Source organism: Salegentibacter holothuriorum (assembly GCF_900168045.1).
Lineage (GTDB): Bacteria > Bacteroidota > Bacteroidia > Flavobacteriales > Flavobacteriaceae > Salegentibacter > Salegentibacter holothuriorum.
The window spans coordinates 25,217-46,909 of sequence record NZ_FUYY01000002.1; the positions used below are offsets into that span (position 1 = coordinate 25,217).

The following is a 21,693-nucleotide window of genomic DNA, read 5'->3' on the forward strand; positions in this document are numbered from 1 at the left end:
TATTAAGTACTTTTTATTTTTTCACTGAACCACAATCAAGTAGCCTATCACCAAAATATAGTTTGTATTTTTCTTTGGCACCTTTCTCCATTAAGTTCATTTATAGTTAACCTCTAATTTACAAGTATATAGCACCACCTCTTATCATATTTTCTTAAAGCTTCTATAAAATTTGGTCTATGGAAATTATGTTCTAGGTTTATGTGTGGCCTTACAATTTTCTTTGGGTATCTCCACAATTCATCATTTCATCGCCGAAATAGGGATTTCTAATTTCTTCTGAAAGGCTTAACCAATTGGCGCCTTTATTATTATTCACCATAGGACAATGCTGAATATACAATGGCGTTTCCAGTGTTTCTATATTAGAGACCAAAACAATTATATTCTCTGAAAGTACTTCAAAATGCTGCCGCTGCTGCTCTATATCGCTGCTTTCTGAAATTGCCTCAAGCATACTCTTGATCTTTTTAATATGTTGGGCTTCCATTTTCCCAAGGTTAGAAACGTTAAGGCGTTCTAACTGCTGATGCATTTTGGAAGCGGCAGCTTTAGCTCCCTCCGCATCAGTGTTTACAAATGCATCTTTTAAATCAAAATAAGCCGGTAGCGTATTGGAAAGTTTCTCCTGAAAAGTAATGGGCAAATTCATTTTCATTTGGGCCGGATCTTTCTCTTTTTCACTTTGATTCATCATAGAGTTTTTACCCTGAAGTTGCACTGCGGCATCTACGGTAAAGGTTCCGTGCACCACAATTTCTTCACCCTTTTGTAAGCCTTCTTCCACTACAAAGGAATCTCCCAGCGAAGTACCTAAAACCACTTCTCGAAGTTTAAAACCGGCACCGGCTTGCACTTCCTGCTTCACATAAACCAGAGAGCGTTTTCCTGTCCATAAAATAGCCGATTTGGGAACCACAATTTTATTGTTCTTACTGTCAAGGTTTTTTTCTATAATTCCGGTAGCGAAAACTCCTGGTTTTATACGCTTATCCTTATTGGTAATTTCTACTCTAGCATTAGCTACTCTTGTTTTATCACTTAATAAAGGATCTACAAAACTTATCTCGCCCTCAAAAGTTTCTCCAGGAATAGATCTCATGGTATAATTCACTTTGCTGCCTTCTTCAATCCATGACATGTTACCCTCGTAAACATCAAAAAGCACCCAAAGCTTATCAAGGTTTGCTATCTCGTAGATAGGCATTCCGCGTTCCAGGTAATCACCCTGCTCTGACAATAATTCGGTAACTACACCGCCTACATCTGCAGTAATAGAAAAACGTTCTATAGCCTTACCATTGCTTAGCACTTTATTGATCTGGTTTTCACTAATTTTCCAATTTCTAAGTTTTTGTTTTGCCGCTTCAAAAAGCTCTGGCTGGTTTTTCTTTATCTCTGCAGCTTGCAATAATTCTTCCTGCGCGGTTACTAGATCAGGTGAATAAACACTAGCCAAAACCTGACCTTTATTAACTCTTTCGCCGGTGAAATTTACATAGAGTCTTTCAATTCTTCCCGGTATATGGGTAGATTGCGTATACGTGTTACGTTCATCTACACTAACTTTACCATTTAATCTAATCTCTTTATTAGCTTCTTGTTCTCCTATAACAAGCGTTTCTACATTAGCGAGTTTCATGGCATTTTCACTCATTACAAATACATCTGAATCCAGTGTGTTTTCATTTTCTGCAAGCGGAATAAGATCCATTCCACAAATTGGACAATCTCCCGGTTCGTTTTGTCTTACTGAAGGATGCATAGAACAGGTCCAGGTTTGATTTTCAGCTAATTCTGAATGCTCGTGCCCCTCTTCCGGTTCCTTTTCATTTGCACCTCCAAAAATCAAATACCCCAATAAAATACCCAGCACTAATATGCCAGCGGCTTTCCATATATTCTTATTTCGTTTCATCGTAATTCTGGGTTTTAGCTGATAAATATTCCATTTTTGCCTCTGCCGTAAATCCGGTTTTTAAGGCTTCTATTTGCTGAATTTTCAATATTAAAATATCCTGATTCATCTCAAGGACTTCTTCAAAATCGCCATTATCATTACTAAAAGCGGAAACCAAAAGTTTATTGGCCTGGGCAGAACTTTCCAACTGCCTTTCATACAGCCTTAATAATTTATTGGTCTTCGTTAAATCGTAAAGTGTTGCTTCCAATTCACTTTGCAACTGATTTTTTCTCGCTTCTTTATTCTTAATTGCGGCCTCTTGCATTAATTCTGCCTCCCTTTCAGCTGCTTTATATTTTTTTCTGAAAATTGGCAAAGTCACTGACACCATGGGCATTATCGCATCCTGCCCATTACCAGGCGGATTAGCATCCATACGTTCTGAAATAATCGCGTAATCCAGGCCTATCCCAATGTTTGGTAAACCCGATTTTTGAGCGGTTTTTGCACGATTTTCGTAAGCTTCCCTTTCCCTGTCAAATTTGGTAAGTTCAGGATGCATATTAAAAGCTTCTTCTGTGTTAATCATTCCCTTCCTTAACTCAGCATCAAATACTAATGTATCCTGGATAGCGACTGTCGCTTCCTTATCCCTATTCAGTAAAAGGTTGAAACGTTTTTTTAGGCTTTCCAGTTGTTCTTGTTCAATCGCTATTTCAGTTAAAGCTGCATCTTGTTCTATATCTACTCTAACTACGTTCACCATTTTTGAGCTTCCGCTTCTAAATTTACTCAATGAAAGTTCCCGGTAAGAATCTAAGATATCCAGGTTCTTCTCTTTTAACAGGATCGTTTTATCTATAGCAAAGAGTTCGGCATAAGCCTTCTTTATTTCGAAAAACAAATTGGCCCGTTTCGCTAAATATTCCTGAAACCGGGCTTCTGCCAACAAATCTGCCGCATCTCTCTTTGTCTTTAAAGTTCCAAACCAGGGAAACATTTGCATAAAGCTAAAACGCGCTTCCTGAGCCCCCAGCCTCGTCTCCACCATTCTTCCAAAAGCACTCACCGTAAGTGTAGGATCGGGCAATGAGGCTACTTGTGGAGATTGCTGCAAAGCCGCTTCAAAGTTTGTGTATGCCGATTGTAGTTCCGGGTTATTTTCTGCCGCAATCCTGAGATAATCATTTAATTCCTGAGCTACTGCCCCTCCTAGAGGAAAGGCAATTAGCAACAGGCTTATCATTATTTTTTTTATATCTAATTTCATGATCTAATATTTAATTTCTTCAGGAATTCTGAGTCTCAATTGTGGTTGGTTCTTCTCCACCATTTTCTTCAGCACTATATGGAGCATTTTCTCTCCAAATAGCCTGTAAAATAGGCACAACGAAAATCGTCATAATTTGAATCAACATTCCACCTACAATTGGGATAGCCATTGGCACCATGATATCAGAACCTTTTCCGGTAGAAGTTAATACCGGGAACAGGGCGATTATAGTTACCGCTGTTGTCATCATTGCGGGGCGTACTCGTTTTAAGCCTGCTTCCATTACTGCCTCCCGAACTTCAGTTACAGTTTTTGGCTTTTTTCGTTCAAAAACCTGGTGAATATACGTTCCCATTAAAACGCCATCATCTGTCGCAATACCAAATAATGCGATAAAACCAACCCAAACGGCTACACTTAAATTAATCTCTTGCATTTGAAAAAGATCTCGCATATTGGTTCCAAAAATGCCAAAATCCATAAACCATCCCTGCCCATACAGCCAAATCATAATAAACCCACCGGCAAAGGCAACAAACACGCCTGAAAAATGAATGGTAGAAGCAATAATGCTTTTAAACTGGAAGTATAGTAACAAGAAAATAATTACCAGGCAGATAGGAATAAGTATTGAGAGACGCTTTACTGCCCGCACCTGGTTTTCGTAGTTTCCGGAGAACTTATAACTAATTCCCTCTGGTACATCTAAATCTCCTGCAGCTATTTTATCCTGTATATGCTTTTTAGCATCATTAACCACGTTTACTTCGGCAAAGCCGTCACGTTTATCAAAAAGCACATATCCCGTTAGAAAAGTATCTTCACTTTTAATCATTTGTGGGCCCTGCTCATAATTAAGCTCAGCGAACTCTCTTAAAGGAATTTGGGCTCCCTTTGGAGTTGGAACCAGAATATTTTTAATGCTTTCGGGATCGTCCCGCAATTCCCGAGGATATCTTACCCGTACGGGGAATCGCTCACGCCCTTCTACGGTAGAAGTAATTTCCATACCACCAATAGCGGTTTCTATGGTTTGTTGCACATCTTCAATACTAAGCCCATACCGGGCAATTGCATTTCGATCTATATCTATTTCCAGATAAGGTTTTCCCACGACACGATCTGCAAAAACAGCTTCAGACTTTACCGAAGGAACTTCTTTTAGCAATTCTTCCAATTCCATTCCAAAATCCTGTATGGCTCTAAGGTTTGGCCCGTAAACTTTTATTCCCATTGGTGCACGCATCCCTGTTTGTAGCATTACAAGACGGGTTTCTATAGGCTGTAACTTTGGAGCCGAAGTCACACCCGGAAGATTTGTGCGCTTTGTAATTTCATCCCAGATATCATCTGGACTATTAATATGTTCACGCCAGTTTCGATAGAATTCTCCATCCTCATCTTCAATTAAATGATCGGGAAAAACATCTTGTTGAATAGCTTCAGCGTTAGTTATTGTATCACCAGATTTTAAGATAAACCGGTTTTCATCATCAACTTTAAAGCGTTGCATAGAACCATCTTCAGCAAGAATAAACTCAGGTTTATAATTGATGATATTTTCAAACATAGAAATTGGTGCAGGATCCAGGGCCGTTTCTGCCCTCCCTAATTTACCTACAACAACATCAATTTCTGGGATGCTAGCTACTGCCATATCAAGCTGTTTTAAGGTTTTGGTAGTTTCCTCCATTCCAGCATGAGGCATAGTAGTTGGCATTAACAAAAAGCTACCTTCGTTTAATGATGGCATAAATTCCTTACCTACCCCTGGAAAAGTATGTGCCATGCCGCTCCAAACTGGAGTGGTCTTTACATTCCATCCTATTTTATCAAAACCTTTAGCTACAAAACCGAACATATTTGGAAACCCAAACCAGATCATGGCCCCAAAAAAGATAGTGATAATAGGTAGTGAAAGGAATTTTGCTTTATTGTTTAAGCACCAATTTAAAATTGGTTCGTAGAATTTCACGATCATCATTAAAATAACTAACGTGATACTTAAGAGTAGGATAACAAAAATATAGTTAGCAAAAGCAGATTTTTGAAACCCAAGTGGCATCCACTCTTCAGCAAGGAAGAAAATTGTTACGGCAAGTATTAAACCGGGAATGACGTACCTGGAATATTTACCAAGAAATTGTGGGTCTCTATCTTCAGCAATTTTCACCAATCCAATAAGCGTAAGGGCCAGAGATAACCAGAAACTAAAAACAATAGCCAGCACTATTCCTGAAATTATAAGTATAAAATTCCAGATTCGTTGTGTCTTCTTTTTATTGATTTTAATATTAAAAAAGAAATAGGAAAGCATTGGCAGCACAAAAACTCCGATTAAAAAAGCCGCAACAAGTGCAAAGGTTTTGGTAAAAGCTAAGGGCCTAAATAATTTTCCTTCAGCATTTTCCATAAAGAAAACCGGAATAAAGCTTACAATAGTGGTTGCTAAAGCGGTGGTTACCGCAGGAGCCACTTCAACGGTAGCTTTATAGATTATTCCTGCAAGCTTATTACCTCGGGCATTTTTATTTTCGGGCATTTCGAGCCATCGAACAGTATTCTCAACAAAAACAATCCCAACATCTACCATAACCCCAATCGCAATTGCAATACCAGAAAGCGCCACCACATTAGCATCAACTCCAAAATAACGCATGGCAATAAACGTCATAAGAACTGCCACCGGCAACAAACTGGAAATTAAAATAGAGGCTCGTAGGTTTAAAACCAGTACAATAATTACTATTATACTAATAAGTACCTCGTGAGAAAGTGCTCTCTCCAGCGTATTAATAGTTTCATTGATAAGTTGCGTTCTATCATAAAAAGGCACTATAGTTAATTGGCTTTCGGTACCATCGGCAAGAATTTTTGAGGGCAAGCCTGAAGCTAATTCCTGAATTTTATCTTTAGTATTTTGGATAACTGCCAGTGGATTTGAACCATACCGGGCCACCACTACACCTCCTACTACTTCAGCTCCGCCTTTATCCAGAACACCCCGGCGTTCGGCAGGGCCTAAATTTACCTGTCCCAGATCTTTAATAAATATTGGTGTATTTTCATTCTCGGCAACAACGGTATTTTCAATATCCTCAATAGACTTTATATAGCCCAAGCCTCTAACGAGGTACTCAACTTTATTAATTTCCAGAGTTTTTGCACCGGCGTCACGATTGGAATTTTTTACGGCTTTCATCACCTGATCAATACCAACTCCATAAGCTTTAAGCGCATCGGGATCTACATCTATTTGATATTCCTGGACAAAACCACCTATAGAAGCAACCTCAGAAACCCCTTTAGTTCCACTTAAACCTAGTTTAACATAATAGTCCTGGATTTTTCTCAATTCATGTAGGTCCCAACCCCCGGTTACATTCCCATCTTTATCACGGCCCTCCAGGGTATACCAAAACACCTGGCCTAAGCCGGTAGCATCTGGCCCTAAAGTTGGTTGAACATCTGGAGGAAGCAAACCGGTTGACAGTGAATTCAATTTCTCCAAAACCCGACTTCTAGACCAGTAGAACTCTACATTTTCTTCAAAAATGATATATATGCTGGAAAACCCAAACATAGAAGAACTACGAATAGATTTCACTCCAGGAATTCCCAGTAGTGTACTGGTAAGTGGATAGGTAATTTGATCTTCTATATCTTGCGGAGAACGCCCTGCCCAATTAGTAAAAACAATTTGCTGATTCTCTCCTATATCAGGGATAGCATCTACGGGAACAGGATCGCTTGGAAGAAACCCAGTATTCCAGTCAAAAGGAGCCGCAACCAGGCCCCAGCCTATCAAGGAAACCAATAGCAAAATGGAAACGAGGCGGTTGGAAAGAAAATATTTAATGATCTTATTGAACATGGACTTTGATATACATTTATAAAACAACGAAACGATGTAAAAAAGAATGAGATGAAGAAGTATCTCAAAACCAAACTGTAAATGCAATTATGAATAAAGTGAAGTAAACTGTTTTATAACCTATAAACACAGATTACAATTGGCCTTCCAATAATTAAGATCATTGAGAGACAAAATCACATTTACAAAAATGTATATCAAATAAGAAAAACCTGGTCTTCAAGCTGAATGTCTTTGACCAGAAGTGGTGGAGTGTAATATTTAAACGGAACAATTTCCTTTGGATTATCCTCTAAAATAAAGATATAGGAATAAGCAAAGCCGATAAGAAAAACCTGCTGATTTAAGTCTAAAGAATCAAATTTATGTTTTAACTCATCCTGACCTTCTATCGCTAATTTCTCATTGCTACAACAAGAATCCTGGGCTGAAGCTTCCATATCCATACCACAGGTTTGGGCTTCTGAAAAAATTGCCGTATCTACTAAAAAGCTTCCACAGAAATGTTTATCAACCGTAAAAGAAAAGGTTGAAAACAGCACTAGAAATGCCATGGCTACAGAAATGCTATGTTGAGAAGCTTTTTTCATCAGCTACAAAAATAGGCAAAATTTTGAAATAAAGTACTTTCCGGTTTTTGGGAATAACTTTTAAGATTATGGGTTTTCCCTTTTTTTTAATCGATAATAGTAAAAAGCAGGCAGTAAAATAAGAACGAATAATGGATGAATTAAAAACCTTCTCACATAAAACAAACCCATAACATTTTGTTCATTTAGATTAAAATAAAGCAGACTAAAAGTAGAAAGGCTAATTCCAAATAGCACAGCAAATAGTAAAGTGGCGAATTTCAGGATATTTTTATCCCGAAAAGCTACAAAAAGGATAACAAGAGAAATAATGGTGTTTAGCCAATAACGTAAACTTATATTCAGCAATAGTTTAGGAAAGATAATTTGGGGTACATCCATAGCCAGGTGCCCACCATAGCGATAAAAATCAATTAAGGGATCATAAAACAGCTGATGTTCAAAAAGCCTTACCAATACCAGCAACACCACTAAAATTCCAATCTGCAAAAGTCTCAATAAGTTTTTCATACTATATGCTTTCGGCTATAAATTCGAACCCAGATTACCCAAAGCAGAAATACGGTGCCGTAGATAATTAATGGAAAAATGATGCTATGGAAAAATTCGGTGTGCTGCGGATATTCATAGATCCCAACTGCAAGAATAGCAATTCTAATTATATTCATCGTATAAATTATCACGCTTCCCGCCAGTAAATAAAGTAGGGTTAATTTTAATTTCCCAAAGAAAGAAAGTACAAAGGAAGTAAATAGAATTATAATACTAATGGCGTTACAACCCTCTATAATTCTCGCTAAATAGGCATCATTAACAATTAGTTTCATTGAAAGTTCTGACTGGTGCGGTAAAATTTGCGCGTTATAACCAAAACTATTTATTAAGGCTTCACTTTGTTTGGCTACCAAATGGGTAAAATAGTCGGGGAAATAAACCGGAGATCTAAAAAACTCCAGGTAAAGATTATAGATTAATGTAAGAACCAGATAACTTCCCAAAAACATAAAAATAAAACGAAGTACCGATTTGTATTTAACGAATAACCTGATCAATTTTTGAGGGGGTTTTTAACAAATTTATATAAATATGTGTCTGCGCTTACTATTATTTTTAAATACTTTTGCACTAAAATATCAACTATGCCTTTTCAGAAATTAAAACCGGAAATTAAAACAATTATTGAAAACGAAAATCTATCTGTAGACCATAGATTATCGCAGGTTTGTGAAGTTTTAAAAGAAAATATCCCTTATTACGATTGGGTAGGTTTTTATTTTAAGAATGGCGATAAAGAAGAATTAAAATTACGCTCTTTTGCCGGGGAACCTACAGATCATACTATTATTCCTTTCGGAAAAGGGATTTGCGGGCAGGTAGCGGTTTCTAATGAAAACTTTGTAGTTCCAGATGTAAAAGCACAAAACAATTATATAGCCTGTAGCATTAATGTAAAAGCTGAAATTGTTGTGCCGCTTTTCTTAAATGGTGAAAATGTTGGTCAGATAGATATTGATTCCCATACACCAGATCCATTTTCTAAAGAAGATGAGGCGTTTTTACAATGGGTAAATGAAGAAGTTGCAGAAATTTTAAAAGCCCCATCTGCCTGAAGACATCTTCCCCAAAGGGAAAGAAAAAAACTATCTCCTTACACAAATATTTCACCAAAACTCACCACTTTTACTCCTTACTAAAACTGCGAAAAAAGCATTTATAATCTCGGCAATTGATGGCAGTAGGGTTTGAAACACATGACTTTATAAGGAGGTTTTAATTAAAATCGGCTTAGCCTTCTCTCCCCTTTGGGGAGATGCCGATAGGCAGAGGGGCTTTTTTTACATTCCCGTTCTAATGGCTTCCACCGGATCTAATTTTGAAGCCGAAACGGCTGGAATTATTCCCGATATCAATCCAATTACTGCTGAAACTGCAGTTCCTATAAACATATTCCAGGGCGAAAGTACAAACTCAAAATCACCGGTAAATTGTGAGGCGGCAAGGGAAACTAACCAAACGAGTCCGAGACCAACCAAACCTCCAATTACAGCCAGGATTATAGCTTCAAATAAAAACTGAAAAAGAATAAATTTATTTTTTGCACCAAGAGATTTTTGAATTCCAATTAAATTGGTTCGTTCTTTAACGCTCACAAACATAATATTGGCAATTCCAAAACCGCCAACCAGTAGTGAAAATCCACTAATAATAAGCCCTATCAAGTTCAGTTGTCCGGTTATATTATCTATAAAATCGGCAAATCCCTGAAGCTGATTTACAAAAAAGTTATTAATGTCACCCGGCTTAATTCCGCGGTAATTACGCAATTGTTGCTCTAATACAGCTATATATTCAGCGTTATCAACATCATCTTCAGGTTTTAAGATCAACTGCGGAAAAACGCCCATATTATTATCGCCATAGACCCTTCGTGCTATATTTACGGGAAGAAAAACCTGGCCATCTCTAGAACCACCAAATAGACTGGCACCCTGTTTAGCCAACACTCCAATTACCGTGAATTTACGCCCATACATTCGCACTTCCTTACCAAGCGGATTAAAATTTCCAAAAAGATTATTGGCAATTTCGTGGCCTAAAACAATTACCGGCGAGCCACTAACCGATTCAGATTCGTTAAAAAACCGACCTTCCTCTAATTCAAGTGCTTCAATATCATAATATTCGTGGGTAACTGCACCAACGCCTACACCGGTGCTGGTAACGTCCTGATGTTTTATAGATTCATCTGGAACTCCAATAGTAAAACTCACCGATTCAGTATTGGGAAGATTCCTTTTTAGAAATTGATATTCATCATAGGAAACATTGGGAAATTGCCGGCGTTTCCATTGCGGAACTTCGGTAGGACCAAAAGAAAAACGCATTACAATTATAGTGCTATTATCTAAGGCACTCAAACTGCCTTTGATTTCCCGCTCTAAAGAATCTACCGCGGCGAGCACTCCAATAATGGAAAAAATACCAATAGTCACACCAAGCAAAGACAAAAAAGTTCTTAGCTTGTTGTTTTTTAATGCATTGATCGCAAAATTAAAACTCTCTTTAAGTACGCGTAAATATATTAGCATAATAAATAAAGCTCGGGATATACCCACGAGTCATTGGGTTGAAAAATTAAAAAGACTTTAATCAATTTCAGCACTTTTTAAACCTCATTTATTTAGTAAATAAAACCAGAATTTTTATGTGCTTAGTGGTATGACGCCCGGCTTTATAATTCGTTACAAAATTTCTCGATAAATAAAAGAAATGCCTTTTATGTTTTTGGCTTAAATACTTACTTTTGCCACTTTAACAAACACAACACAATGAGCGACTTAAAAAAAGCAAAATCTGCTTTAATTTCTGTATTTAGCAAAGATGGCCTGGAACCTATCGTAAAAAAACTAAACGACCTGGGAATCACCATTTACTCTACCGGAGGTACTGAGAAATTCATCAAAGATCTGGGTATTGACGTAGTTCCTGTAGAAGATGTGACTTCATATCCTTCAATTTTAGGCGGACGTGTAAAAACACTACATCCAAAAGTTTTCGGCGGTATCTTAAATCGTCAGGATAATGAAAGTGATGTAAAAGAGCTTGCTGAATACGAAATTCCGCAAATAGACATTGTAATTGTAGATCTCTATCCGTTCGAAAAAACTGTAGCTTCAGGAGCTTCTGAACAGGATATTATTGAAAAAATAGATATTGGTGGCATTTCGCTTATTCGCGCCGCCGCAAAAAACTTTAAAGATGTGCTTTGTGTTTCTTCGGTAGAAGACTATAAAAGTTTTGAAAATTTACTGGAAGAAAAAAATGGCGAAACAAGCCTAAGCGATCGTAAACTTTTTGCAGGAAAAGCTTTTAATATTTCTTCGCATTATGATACCGCTATTTTCAACTATTTTAATGCTGAAAACGAAATTGAAGCCTATAAAGAAAGTATTCAAAATGGAAAAACGTTGCGTTACGGCGAAAACCCACATCAAAAAGGTGAGTTTTATGGTGATTTTGATGCGATGTTTGATAAACTTCACGGAAAAGAACTTTCTTACAACAATCTATTAGATGTAGATGCCGCTGTAAATCTTATTAATGAATTTAAAGGCGAAGCACCAACTTTTGCAATATTAAAACATAATAATGCTTGTGGTTTAGCGCAACGAGACACCCTGCACCAGGCTTATGTAGATGCATTGGCGGGAGATCCGGTTTCAGCTTTTGGCGGGGTTTTAATCAGTAATGTTGAAATTGATAAAGCTACGTCTGAAGAAATTCATAAATTGTTCTGCGAAGTAGTGATAGCTCCTTCATTTTCTAAAGAGGCCGAAGAGATCCTTAAAGGAAAAAAGAACAGAATTTTATTGATCCAAAAAGAAACCGAAATTCCACAGAAACAAGTTAGAACTTGTTTAAACGGAGTATTAGTTCAGGAAAAAGATCATAAAACCGATGTTGCTGAAGATTTAAAACAAGCTACAAACAATAATCCAACAGGTGATGAGTTATCTGACCTGTTATTCGCCTCAAAGATCTGTAAGCATACAAAATCTAATACCATAGTATTGGCAAAAAACAAACAATTATGTGCCAGTGGTACCGGGCAAACTTCTCGTGTAGATGCTTTAAAGCAAAGTATTGAGAAGGCAAGATCTTTTAATTTTGATTTAAAAGGAGCGGTAATGGCCAGTGACGCATTTTTCCCTTTTCCTGATTGTGTAGAAATTGCAGGAAACGAAGGGATTTCAGCAGTAATTCAGCCGGGCGGTTCTATAAAAGATCAGCTTAGTATAGATTATTGTAACGAAAATAATATAGCGATGGTGATGACCGGAACACGCCATTTTAAGCATTAATTTTATTACATTTACCAAACCTCAATACCAAATAAACCATGGGATTTTTTGATTTTCTCATTGAAGAAATAGCAATAGATTTAGGAACTGCTAACACCCTTATTATTCATAATGATAAAGTAGTGGTAGACAGTCCCTCTATAGTTGCGCGAGACCGTACTACGGGAAAAATAACCGCAGTAGGGAAAGAAGCTGCGATGATGCAGGGAAAAACCCATGAGAATATTAAAACCATTAGGCCTTTAAAAGATGGTGTAATTGCAGATTTTGACGCGAGTGAGAAAATGCTTACCATGTTCATTAAGGAAATCCCGGCACTTAAGAAGAAAATGTTCACTCCGGCACTTAGAATGGTTATTTGCATCCCTTCAGGAATTACCGAAGTAGAAATGCGTGCGGTAAAAGAGAGTGCTGAACGTGTTAATGGGAAAGAGGTTTACCTTATTCACGAGCCTATGGCCGCTGCAATTGGTATTGGAGTAGATATTATGCAGCCTAAAGGAAATATGATTGTGGATATAGGTGGTGGTACTACTGAAATTGCAGTAATTGCACTTGGTGGAATTGTTTGTGATAAATCGGTTAAAATTGCCGGTGATGTATTTACTAATGATATTGTTTATTATATGCGTACGCAGCACAACTTATATGTTGGAGAGCGTACTGCTGAAAAAATAAAAATCCAGATTGGTGCAGCGACTGAAGATTTAGAAGTTCCGCCAGAAGAAATGAGCGTTCAGGGACGTGACCTTTTAACAGGAAAACCCAAACAGGTAAACATTTCTTATCGGGAAATTGCCAAAGCTTTAGACAAGTCGATATTAAGGATTGAAGATGCGGTAATGGAAACTTTATCGCAAACTCCTCCTGAACTTGCTGCCGATATTTATAATACCGGTATTTATCTTGCCGGAGGTGGCTCTATGCTAAGAGGCCTGGATAAAAGATTATCTCAAAAGACCGATCTTCCGGTTTATATTGCCGAAGATCCATTAAGAGCAGTAGTAAGAGGTACTGGAATATGCTTAAAAACCCTAAATCGCTATAAGGGAATTTTGATAAAGTAGGAGAAGTAGTTTTATGCAGCAAATTTTCAATTTTCTTATCCGGAATAAGAATAATATTCTATTCTTATTTCTGCTAGCCTTAGCTGTATTTTTCACGATTCAATCCCATTCCTTTCACAAAAGCAGTTTTATAAGCTCAGCTAATGTGGTTACAGGAGGCATCTATTCCTGGGCTAACGATTTTGATAAGTATATGCATTTAGATGAGTACAACGAGCGCCTTATGGAGGAGAATAAGCAATTGCGAAATGTACTTACTAATTTAAATGATACAATTTCTGTTGAAAATTATACAGATACCTCCAGTTTTGATGGTACTTATTATTTTAGAACCGCAAGAGTAATTAATAACAATTACGCCAAACCCAACAACTTCCTTACCCTGAACCAGGGTAAAGAAGCCGGGATAAAATCTGAATTTGGAGTAATAACCAGTAAAGGTGTAATTGGTATTATAGACAGGGTTAACAATAGGTTTTCACGTGTGATTTCCATATTAAATTCAGAGTCAAGGATTAATGCACAACTAAGCAAAACCAATCATTTTGGGAGTTTGATTTGGAATGGAAAAGATCCAAATATTGTTCAATTGATTGATGTTCCAAGGCAGGCGCCGGTAAAAAAGGGGGATACCATTGTTACCGGAGGTAAATCATTAATTTTTCCTGAAGGAATTCCTATAGGCAGCATTGAAGATTTTAAACTTGACCAAAGCGAAAGTTACTACAACATTAATGTCATGCTCTTTAATGATATGACCAACATTGGTTACGTATATATTATTGAGAACCTGGAACGAAAAGAAATACTGGAATTAGAGCAGGAAGATGAACAATAGTATTCTAAAAAATATCATCAGGTTTGTGGGTTTAGTATTTATACAAGTACTTATACTTAACAATATTAATTTTTTGGGTTACATCAACCCATATCTGTATGTGTTATTTATCCTACTTTATCCTTTTAATGCTAATCAGAGTGTATTTCTAGTATTGGCTTTTTTATTAGGCTTCAGTATAGATCTTTTTGAAGATAGTGGTGGGATTCATGCAGCAGCCTGTACGGTAATTGCTTTTATTAGACCTAATTTACTCCGCTTCTCTTTTGGAATAAGCTATGATCATCAAAACTTAAGACTTTCTACAACCCCAATTGGGGCCAGGTTGAGTTATATTTTTATAAGTATTTTAATTCATCATTTTATATTATTTTTCTTGGAAATGTTCAGCTTAAACCATATAATAATAGTCCTAAAGAAAACGTTATTTTCAGGTATCTTTAGTGTTATTATGATTATACTAAGTTTAGCCGTTTTCAGCAAAAAATATAGATGAGAAAATTATTATTATACATTATTATCTTTACTACCGGTCTCGTATTTCTCGCCCGGCTTTTCTATCTACAGGTAATTAACGATTCTTTCGCGGTAAGATCCCAGGATAACGCCATAGAAGTAGTTTATGATTATCCGCAACGGGGTTATATTTCAGATAGAAATGGAAAATTAATGGTTTCTAACCAGCCTTCTTATGATGTGATGGCCATTCCCAGAAACCTAAAACCTTTTGACACTACTGAATTTTGTGAAATTCTAAGTATTGAACCCGAAGAATTAGGACGCCGACTCGATAAAGCAAAAATCTATTCTCCTATTCTTCCTTCGGTAATCATCCCGCAGCTCACTAAAGCTGAATATGCCTATTTACAGGAAAAAATGCGTAAATATGAAGGTTTTTATATTCAGAAACGTTCTTTAAGGGATTATCAGGTAGATAACAGCGCCAATGTATTGGGCTATATTGCCCAGGTAAATCAGAAAAAAGTTAATGAAGATCCTTATTACATTTCTGGTGACCTTATTGGTAGAAGCGGTGTAGAAAAAGTTTACGAAGAATTACTACGTGGCGAAAAAGGCGTAAAATACATCCAAAAAGATAGGTTTAACAGAGATATTGGGCCGTATAAAGAAGGTATTTACGATACGCTACCAACCAAAGGAAAGGATATTAGCATAACCATAGATGCGCAACTTCAGGCCTATGGGGAGAAATTAATGAAAAATAAACGCGGTGGAATTGTAGCTATAGAACCCGGTAGTGGCGAAATTTTATCCCTGGTAACAGCACCTACTTATGATCCCGCTCTATTAGTGGGCCGAAAAAGGTCTCCTAATTACACCAGGCTTTATTATGATTCCATTGCCCAGCCACTTTATGATCGTGGACTTTTAGCCGAATATCCTCCCGGCTCACCTTTTAAAGCTTTAACCGGTTTAATTGCGTTACAGGAAGGTGTTGTAGATATCAATGATACCTTTTCCTGTAATCATGGATATACTTATGGTAGAGGCAGAAGAATGGGTTGCCACCCACATGCAAGTCCGTTAGATTTAGTTCCGGGTATTGCAAACTCCTGTAATTCTTATTTCGCCCAGGTATATAGAAAAACCATTGAAAAATATCCCAGTCCACAAGAAGGAATGGATACCTGGAACAAGCATTTAAAAAGTTTTGGTCTTGGACAGTTTATGGGGAATGACCTCAGCACGGGAAGGCCCGGAAAAATACCTGATGCAGATTATTATAACCGAATTTACAATTACCCAACTTATAAATGGTATGCTTCTGCCACACTTTCTAATGCTATTGGCCAGGGGGAGGTTTTAATGACACCCATTCAGCTAGCGAATATGACGGCTATTATTGCAAATCGCGGTTGGTATTACACCCCGCATATTTTAAAGAAAGTTGATGGAGAACCTATTAAGGAAGAAAAGTTTACCGTAAAGAATGAAACCACTATAGATAGAGAACATTTTGACCCGGTAGTTGAAGGAATGCACCAGGTTTATAAAAATGGAACTGCCAGGAGTCTACAAATACCTGGTATTGAAATTGCCGGAAAAACCGGTACTGCAGAAAATTTCACAAAAATAGATGGGAAGCGCACCCAACTTACAGATCACTCCATCTTTGTGGCTTTTGCACCGGTAGACAATCCAAAAATTGCCATTGCCGTATTCGTGGAGAATGGATACTGGGGGAGTCGTTATGCCGGAAAAATTGCAAGCTTGATGGTTGAAAAATATATTAAAAGAGAAATAACCCGAACAGATTTGGAAAAGTGGATTCTAGAACACAGCCTTGAAGAAGAATATGCAAAACCAATAAGCGGGGAACCTTTTATAATCAATCAATAAATGGCGAAAAGCAATACCGGATTCGATTGGATCACTATTTTAATTTATATCTTACTGGTAGGTTTTGGTTGGGTTAATATTTATTCGGCCTCATTGGGAACAAACAATCCCGTTGATTTCCTTAATATGGATGCGCCTTATGGGCGGCAAGCGCTGTTTATATCTTTAAGTATTCTCCTAATAATTTTACTACTCTCTATAGAAGCAAAGTTTTACCAACGCTTTTCTAGTGTTATCTACAGCATAAGCTTACTTAGTTTGGCAGGACTTTTTGTGTTTGGTAGTACCATTGCCGGCCAAACTGCCTGGTATAAAATAGGATCTATTAGTATTCAACCCGCAGAATTTGCGAAAGCTGCAACAGCACTTGCTGTAGCTAAATATTTAAGCGGCATACAAACTAATATTAAAGATTTTAAGCACCAATTAAAGGTTTTCCTAATTATAGCATTACCAATGATTTTAGTGCTTCTACAGCCAGATGCAGGAAGTGCTATGGTTTATTTCTCCTTTGCTTTCGCACTTTATCGGGAAGGGCTGCATTTCGCTTATTTATTATTAGGCTTCTTTGCCGCTACTCTTTTTGTAGCTACACTAGCTTTTGGACCTTTATGGGTAATTGGTGGCATATTATTAATCGCCGTGTTAGTTTATCTTAAAAACTTAAAAAGAAAACCAAACCTTATTAAATATCTTTTTTTTGCAGCCGTAGCCGTAGGCTTCTCTCTTTCGGTTAATTATGTGTTTGAAAATATTTTCAAACAGCATCATAGGGATCGTTTCAATATTGTATTAGGAAAAGAAGTAGATTCCCGCGGAATTGGTTATAATACGAATCAAAGTGAAATTGCAATTGGCAGCGGCGGCTTATTTGGCAAGGGCTGGACCGAAGGAACTCAAACAAAGGGTCATTTTGTTCCAGAACAACATACAGACTATATTTTTAGTACGGTAGGAGAAGAATGGGGCTTTTTAGGCAGCACATTTATACTTATTCTTTTCGTCCTACTTATGCTGCGTCTACTCTATTTAGCAGAACGGCAACGTTCTACCTTTACCCGGGTTTATGGATATGGTGTAATTGGAATTATTTTTATGCACTTCCTGGTAAACATTGGGATGGTTATTGGCATTTTTCCTACTGTAGGTATTCCTTTACCATTCTTAAGCTACGGTGGCTCAGGCCTTTGGGCTTTTACAATCCTACTCTTTATTTTTATAAAGCTAGATTCAGAAAGGATATCTTTTTAATTGCAACGTTCTGCTAGGAGAAGCATTGCAGCGACAATTAAAATGACTAACGGGTAAATATATTTTCGTTTAAGCATAATGCAAATCTAAGTTTTTCAGAAACAGTTTCCTGGCTAAATTGAACAGAATTAGATCAATTTCGCTTTGATGATAAATAAGATACAAACGCATAAAAAAAGCGCCTCATTTCTGAAGCGCTTTTATCTCTTTTAATAGAAAAATTAGTCTCGAATCTTAGCTAATTTATCCTGTCTTATATTATTCTTTTTCATATCGGCCAGCACGTGAATTGCTTCTTCAACATATACATCTTTACTCAAGTTTGTATGCCAACGGTCTCTTTTCTCCTTTAGAATAGTATCGTTTTGAAATAACTCCTCTTCATAAGGTAAAGAAATAAAAGTAAGATTGGTCTTATAGTTCTTAATAGAATCGAAACTTTTAGCCATTTCCTGGTTTCTTTCAGCTGTTAAAGCATATTCATCAAAATTCAGGGAGTGGGAATTATCCTCACTTTGATCTTTTATCCATTTAGCGTGTTTCTCTATAAGCTGTAACTGCTCGTTGGAGTTCATTCTTTCTTTACTTTCTGCAATGGTCTTTTCAAAATTTACATAGCCTTCCCAAACATCATAAGTAGCAGGATCTATTTTATCCCATGGTAACGGATTATCCTGATCTTTCTCTCCTATATCTATAAAGCTGTAACGATCTGGGACCACTACATCACTTTTTACACCCTCTAATTGCGTAGAGCCACCATTTACTCTATAAAACTTTTGCGTAGTCAACTTAAGTGCACCTACATCCCCAAATTCGTTACTTCTTAACCAACGATTTAGATCTATTACATTTTGAACAGTTCCTTTTCCATAGGTTTGTTTGCTACCAATAATAATTGCCCTTTTATAATCCTGCATTGCAGCGGCAAGAATCTCTGAAGCCGAAGCCGAGAGCTCATTTACCAAAATTACAAGTGGACCATCCCAAAGTACGGAAGGATCTTCGTCTGAAAGTACATCCTTTCTTTGTCCATTAGATTTCACCTGAACTATTGGACCTTCTTCAATAAAAAGTCCCGCAATATCTACAACCGTTTTTAAAGATCCTCCACCATTATTTCTAAGGTCAAGTACCAGGCCGTCCATATCCTGTTCCTTCAATCTAATAATATCTTTTTTTATATCGGAAGCAGCGTTTCGCTCTTCATAATCTTCCATATTAAAATAGAATTTAGGCAAATTTATTATTCCAAAATTCTTTCCTTCTTCTTTAACCATAGCTGTCTTAGCATAGGTTTCTTCAATTTCTACAATATCACGGATAAGTGTGATCTCTTCTATATTACCCATTAGTTTTTTACGAACTGTCAAGGTAACTTTAGAGTCTTTTGGGCCTTTAATTAAATCTACGGCATCTTCCAGGCGCATCCCTACAATACTTACAGGATCATCCTCTCCATCTTGCTGCACTTTCAAAATCTGGTCTCCGGCAGAAAGCTCTTCACTTCTCCAGGCAGGACCACCTGAAATAACTTCAGTAATGGTAATATTGTCACTTTTCTTTTGCAGTCTGGCTCCAATTCCCTCAAGTTTTCCTGACATGGCAATATCAAACCTATCTTTATCCTGAGGAGCAAAATAAAAGGTATGAGGATCAAAAGCTTCTACAATTGAGTTCAAATAAATAGAAAAATAATCTTTACGCTGAAGATCATCAGTGAAATCATAATACTCTTCCAAAGAACTTAAAGTCACCTTACGGGCTTCTTTTTCCAGCTCTTCTTTAGACTTCATTTCGTACTCTGAATCTTGTTCCTTTTTCTGTTCTTCTTCTTCAACTTTATCGTAGTAAGTAATAAGCGTAGAAAATTTAAGCTGCTTTCTCCAACGCTCTTTTAATTCCTGCTTTGAAGAAACATAATTGGCTTCAGAAAAATCTGTATTTATATGTTCAGTTTCAGAAAAATCAAAAGGTTTTTCAAGCACTTCTTTAAATATACCTCGTGCTTCTTCAGATCGTTTTATAAGTCGATTGTATGTCAAATCAAAAAAGTCGATTTGCTTTTCTTTGATCTGGTCATCTATTTTACTTCTGTAATCATCAAATTCTTTAATATCACTTTCATAAAAGAAACGTTTAGACCCATCTAAACCTTCAAGATATTTGTCATATACACCTTCAGAAAATTCGTCATTAATATCACGGGCATCATAGTGACCTTCATTAAGTACGTAAGTAATAAGGTCTATAAGAAGCTTATCTTTATTAGGGTCGTCAAATTTTTTAGTAGTAAAACTACAGGAGGTGGCAGCCATTAGAAGCACTACCACTAAGATTTTTAAATTCCTTTTCATAAATCGCATAAATTTCATCATTAAGAGCTCTCCAAAATACATTAAAAATTGTGCCAATAAAGCTAACAGGTAATAATAATTTGTTAAACTACTAAGATAAGGTTTCTGCCTTAAATTACTATTTTAGCCTATATAAAATTAAGCTATGACTAAGAAGAGACCTTTGATTTTAGTAACCAATGACGATGGCATTACAGCCCCGGGAATAAGAACTTTAATAGAAGTAATGAAAGAGCTGGGTGATGTTGTAGTTGTGGCTCCAGATAGCCCGCAAAGCGGAATGGGCCACGCGATTACTATAAGTGACACCCTATTTTGTGAACAAGTAACTATCAAAGAAAACTACAAACATAAAGAATACAGCTGTTCTGGTACCCCTGCTGATTGTGTAAAAATCGCCACTCAGGAAATTCTGCACCGTAAACCAGATCTTTGTGTTAGCGGAATTAATCACGGTTCTAATTCCTCGATAAATGTAATTTATTCAGGTACAATGAGTGCTGCAGTAGAAGCCGGCGTAGAAGGTATTCCCGCTATAGGATTTTCTTTACTGGATTATTCTCTTAATGCCGATTTTGAACCGGCAAGAAAATTTGTAAAAGCCATTACCAAAAATGTGCTTAAAAATGGCCTGCCAACCGGCGTTGTTCTAAATGTAAATATTCCAAAATTATCTTCCTCAGAAATTAAAGGAATGAAGGTTTGTAGACAGGCAAATGCGCAATGGGAAGAGGAATTTGACAAAAGAACTAATCCGCAGGGCAGGGAATATTATTGGCTTACCGGTAAATTTGTAAACAAAGATAAAGGTGAAGATACAGATGAATGGGCTTTACAAAATGGTTTCGTTTCAGTTGTACCGGTACAATTTGATTTAACTGCTCATCACTTTTTAGACGATTTAAATAATTGGGAGCTTAATGATTAAGCAAAACATCTTTATAGGATTTCTGACAGGGATTTCTGCCAATATTGGCGGTGTTTTCCTTTATATCTTAATTTTTTCTGAAATGGGAATAGATGAAACCCTGGACGATGCGATTGCGCAAGGCTATATTGGAAAATTAATTGCCCTGGGTGCAATTTTAAACTTTTTGCCTTTTTTTATTTTTATAAGGAAAAAGCAAAACTATCACGCAAGAGGTGTTTTATTAGCTAGTATAATAGCTGCAATTTTTATTTTCATCTCTAAAATTGTTTAAATAAAGTAGGCAATGCTGGATGTAAATAACTTCAGGCAAGGCCTAAGAAGCATTTTTATAGTAAAATATAATTTGATTTCGAGACAATCTCGATTATCGAGTAAATAGGAAAACG

At 36.8% G+C, this 21,693-nt stretch carries 16 protein-coding genes; 8 read left to right on the top strand and 8 right to left on the bottom strand.

Annotated elements, in window-relative coordinates; all coding sequences use genetic code 11:
• Positions 1-211 precede the first annotated feature (211 nt).
• The 6 genes from B5X51_RS04485 to xrtF form a co-directional block, all read right to left on the bottom strand.
• Positions 212-1,918, bottom strand: a complete 1,707-nt coding sequence (locus B5X51_RS04485) for an efflux RND transporter periplasmic adaptor subunit (protein ID WP_079719699.1) — start codon at positions 1,916-1,918, stop codon at positions 212-214.
• A complete protein-coding gene (locus B5X51_RS04490) occupies positions 1,905-3,173 on the bottom strand; it encodes a TolC family protein (RefSeq protein WP_079719700.1) in 1,269 nt (422 codons plus the stop codon). Before B5X51_RS04490 ends, B5X51_RS04485 begins: the two co-directional genes overlap by 14 nt.
• 19 nt (positions 3,174-3,192) lie before the next feature.
• Positions 3,193-7,050 (bottom strand): efflux RND transporter permease subunit, encoded by a 3,858-nt coding sequence (locus B5X51_RS04495; RefSeq protein WP_079719701.1) that lies wholly within the window; start codon positions 7,048-7,050, stop codon positions 3,193-3,195.
• 197 nt (positions 7,051-7,247) lie between these two features.
• Positions 7,248-7,640 (bottom strand): HYC_CC_PP family protein, encoded by a 393-nt coding sequence (locus tag B5X51_RS04500; protein WP_079719702.1) that lies wholly within the window; start codon positions 7,638-7,640, stop codon positions 7,248-7,250.
• A gap of 66 nt (positions 7,641-7,706) precedes the next feature.
• Entirely contained in the window at positions 7,707-8,150 is a 444-nt protein-coding gene (locus tag B5X51_RS04505) for an exosortase F system-associated membrane protein (protein WP_079719703.1), read from the bottom strand.
• Positions 8,147-8,692, bottom strand: coding sequence for an exosortase family protein XrtF (xrtF, locus tag B5X51_RS04510; protein WP_079719704.1), 546 nt, complete (start codon positions 8,690-8,692; stop codon positions 8,147-8,149). The genes B5X51_RS04505 and xrtF overlap by 4 nt, the downstream gene beginning before the upstream one ends.
• Before the next feature lie 87 nt (positions 8,693-8,779).
• Here xrtF and B5X51_RS04515 point away from each other — a divergent pair, with 87 nt between their 5' ends.
• Complete coding sequence (locus B5X51_RS04515; protein WP_079719705.1) at positions 8,780-9,250, top strand: GAF domain-containing protein; 471 nt, start codon at positions 8,780-8,782, stop codon at positions 9,248-9,250.
• Positions 9,251-9,475: 225 nt separating this feature from the next.
• Here B5X51_RS04515 and B5X51_RS04520 read toward each other — a convergent pair whose 3' ends face one another.
• Complete coding sequence (locus tag B5X51_RS04520; RefSeq protein WP_079719706.1) at positions 9,476-10,729, bottom strand: ABC transporter permease; 1,254 nt, start codon at positions 10,727-10,729, stop codon at positions 9,476-9,478.
• 240 nt (positions 10,730-10,969) lie between these two features.
• On the opposite strand from B5X51_RS04520, the gene purH reads away from it, so the two are divergent.
• The 5 genes from purH to rodA all read left to right on the top strand — a co-directional run bounded on the left by purH (position 10,970) and on the right by rodA (position 18,019).
• A complete protein-coding gene (purH, locus tag B5X51_RS04525) occupies positions 10,970-12,502 on the top strand; it encodes a bifunctional phosphoribosylaminoimidazolecarboxamide formyltransferase/IMP cyclohydrolase (protein WP_079719707.1) in 1,533 nt (510 codons plus the stop codon).
• Between the two features lie 38 nt (positions 12,503-12,540).
• Positions 12,541-13,569: a rod shape-determining protein gene (locus tag B5X51_RS04530; RefSeq protein WP_057482684.1), complete on the top strand. Its 1,029-nt coding sequence runs from the start codon at positions 12,541-12,543 to the stop codon at positions 13,567-13,569.
• A gap of 13 nt (positions 13,570-13,582) precedes the next feature.
• Positions 13,583-14,407, top strand: a complete 825-nt coding sequence (gene mreC / locus B5X51_RS04535) for a rod shape-determining protein MreC (RefSeq protein ID WP_079719708.1) — start codon at positions 13,583-13,585, stop codon at positions 14,405-14,407.
• A gap of 492 nt (positions 14,408-14,899) precedes the next feature.
• On the top strand, positions 14,900-16,768 hold the full coding sequence (gene mrdA / locus B5X51_RS04545) for a penicillin-binding protein 2 (protein ID WP_079719710.1): 1,869 nt from the start codon (positions 14,900-14,902) through the stop codon (positions 16,766-16,768).
• On the top strand, positions 16,769-18,019 hold the full coding sequence (rodA, locus tag B5X51_RS04550; protein ID WP_079719711.1) for a rod shape-determining protein RodA: 1,251 nt from the start codon (positions 16,769-16,771) through the stop codon (positions 18,017-18,019).
• A gap of 221 nt (positions 18,020-18,240) precedes the next feature.
• Here the strand turns inward: rodA and B5X51_RS04555 are convergent, their stop codons facing one another.
• Positions 18,241-20,376: a carboxy terminal-processing peptidase gene (locus tag B5X51_RS04555; RefSeq protein ID WP_079719712.1), complete on the bottom strand. Its 2,136-nt coding sequence runs from the start codon at positions 20,374-20,376 to the stop codon at positions 18,241-18,243.
• 145 nt (positions 20,377-20,521) lie between these two features.
• Here B5X51_RS04555 and surE point away from each other — a divergent pair, with 145 nt between their 5' ends.
• Positions 20,522-21,304, top strand: coding sequence for a 5'/3'-nucleotidase SurE (gene surE, locus B5X51_RS04560; RefSeq protein ID WP_079719713.1), 783 nt, complete (start codon positions 20,522-20,524; stop codon positions 21,302-21,304).
• Positions 21,297-21,578 (top strand): hypothetical protein, encoded by a 282-nt coding sequence (locus B5X51_RS04565; RefSeq protein ID WP_079719714.1) that lies wholly within the window; start codon positions 21,297-21,299, stop codon positions 21,576-21,578. Before surE ends, B5X51_RS04565 begins: the two co-directional genes overlap by 8 nt.
• Positions 21,579-21,693: the final 115 nt, after the last annotated feature.

What these genes read in the sequence shown, in the direction of transcription:
- B5X51_RS04485 (WP_079719699.1), bottom strand. Translation starts at nt 1,918, where the DNA reads ATGAAACGAAATAAGAATATATGGAAAGCCGCTGGCATATTAGTGCTG.
- B5X51_RS04490 (WP_079719700.1), bottom strand. Translation starts at nt 3,173, where the DNA reads ATGAAATTAGATATAAAAAAAATAATGATAAGCCTGTTGCTAATTGCC.
- B5X51_RS04495 (WP_079719701.1), bottom strand. Translation starts at nt 7,050, where the DNA reads ATGTTCAATAAGATCATTAAATATTTTCTTTCCAACCGCCTCGTTTCC.
- B5X51_RS04500 (WP_079719702.1), bottom strand. Translation starts at nt 7,640, where the DNA reads ATGAAAAAAGCTTCTCAACATAGCATTTCTGTAGCCATGGCATTTCTA.
- B5X51_RS04505 (WP_079719703.1), bottom strand. Translation starts at nt 8,150, where the DNA reads ATGAAAAACTTATTGAGACTTTTGCAGATTGGAATTTTAGTGGTGTTG.
- B5X51_RS04515 (WP_079719705.1), top strand. Translation starts at nt 8,780, where the DNA reads ATGCCTTTTCAGAAATTAAAACCGGAAATTAAAACAATTATTGAAAAC.
- B5X51_RS04520 (WP_079719706.1), bottom strand. Translation starts at nt 10,729, where the DNA reads ATGCTAATATATTTACGCGTACTTAAAGAGAGTTTTAATTTTGCGATC.
- purH (WP_079719707.1), top strand. Translation starts at nt 10,970, where the DNA reads ATGAGCGACTTAAAAAAAGCAAAATCTGCTTTAATTTCTGTATTTAGC.
- B5X51_RS04530 (WP_057482684.1), top strand. Translation starts at nt 12,541, where the DNA reads ATGGGATTTTTTGATTTTCTCATTGAAGAAATAGCAATAGATTTAGGA.
- mreC (WP_079719708.1), top strand. Translation starts at nt 13,583, where the DNA reads ATGCAGCAAATTTTCAATTTTCTTATCCGGAATAAGAATAATATTCTA.
- mrdA (WP_079719710.1), top strand. Translation starts at nt 14,900, where the DNA reads ATGAGAAAATTATTATTATACATTATTATCTTTACTACCGGTCTCGTA.
- rodA (WP_079719711.1), top strand. Translation starts at nt 16,769, where the DNA reads ATGGCGAAAAGCAATACCGGATTCGATTGGATCACTATTTTAATTTAT.
- B5X51_RS04555 (WP_079719712.1), bottom strand. Translation starts at nt 20,376, where the DNA reads ATGAAAAGGAATTTAAAAATCTTAGTGGTAGTGCTTCTAATGGCTGCC.
- surE (WP_079719713.1), top strand. Translation starts at nt 20,522, where the DNA reads ATGACTAAGAAGAGACCTTTGATTTTAGTAACCAATGACGATGGCATT.
- B5X51_RS04565 (WP_079719714.1), top strand. Translation starts at nt 21,297, where the DNA reads ATGATTAAGCAAAACATCTTTATAGGATTTCTGACAGGGATTTCTGCC.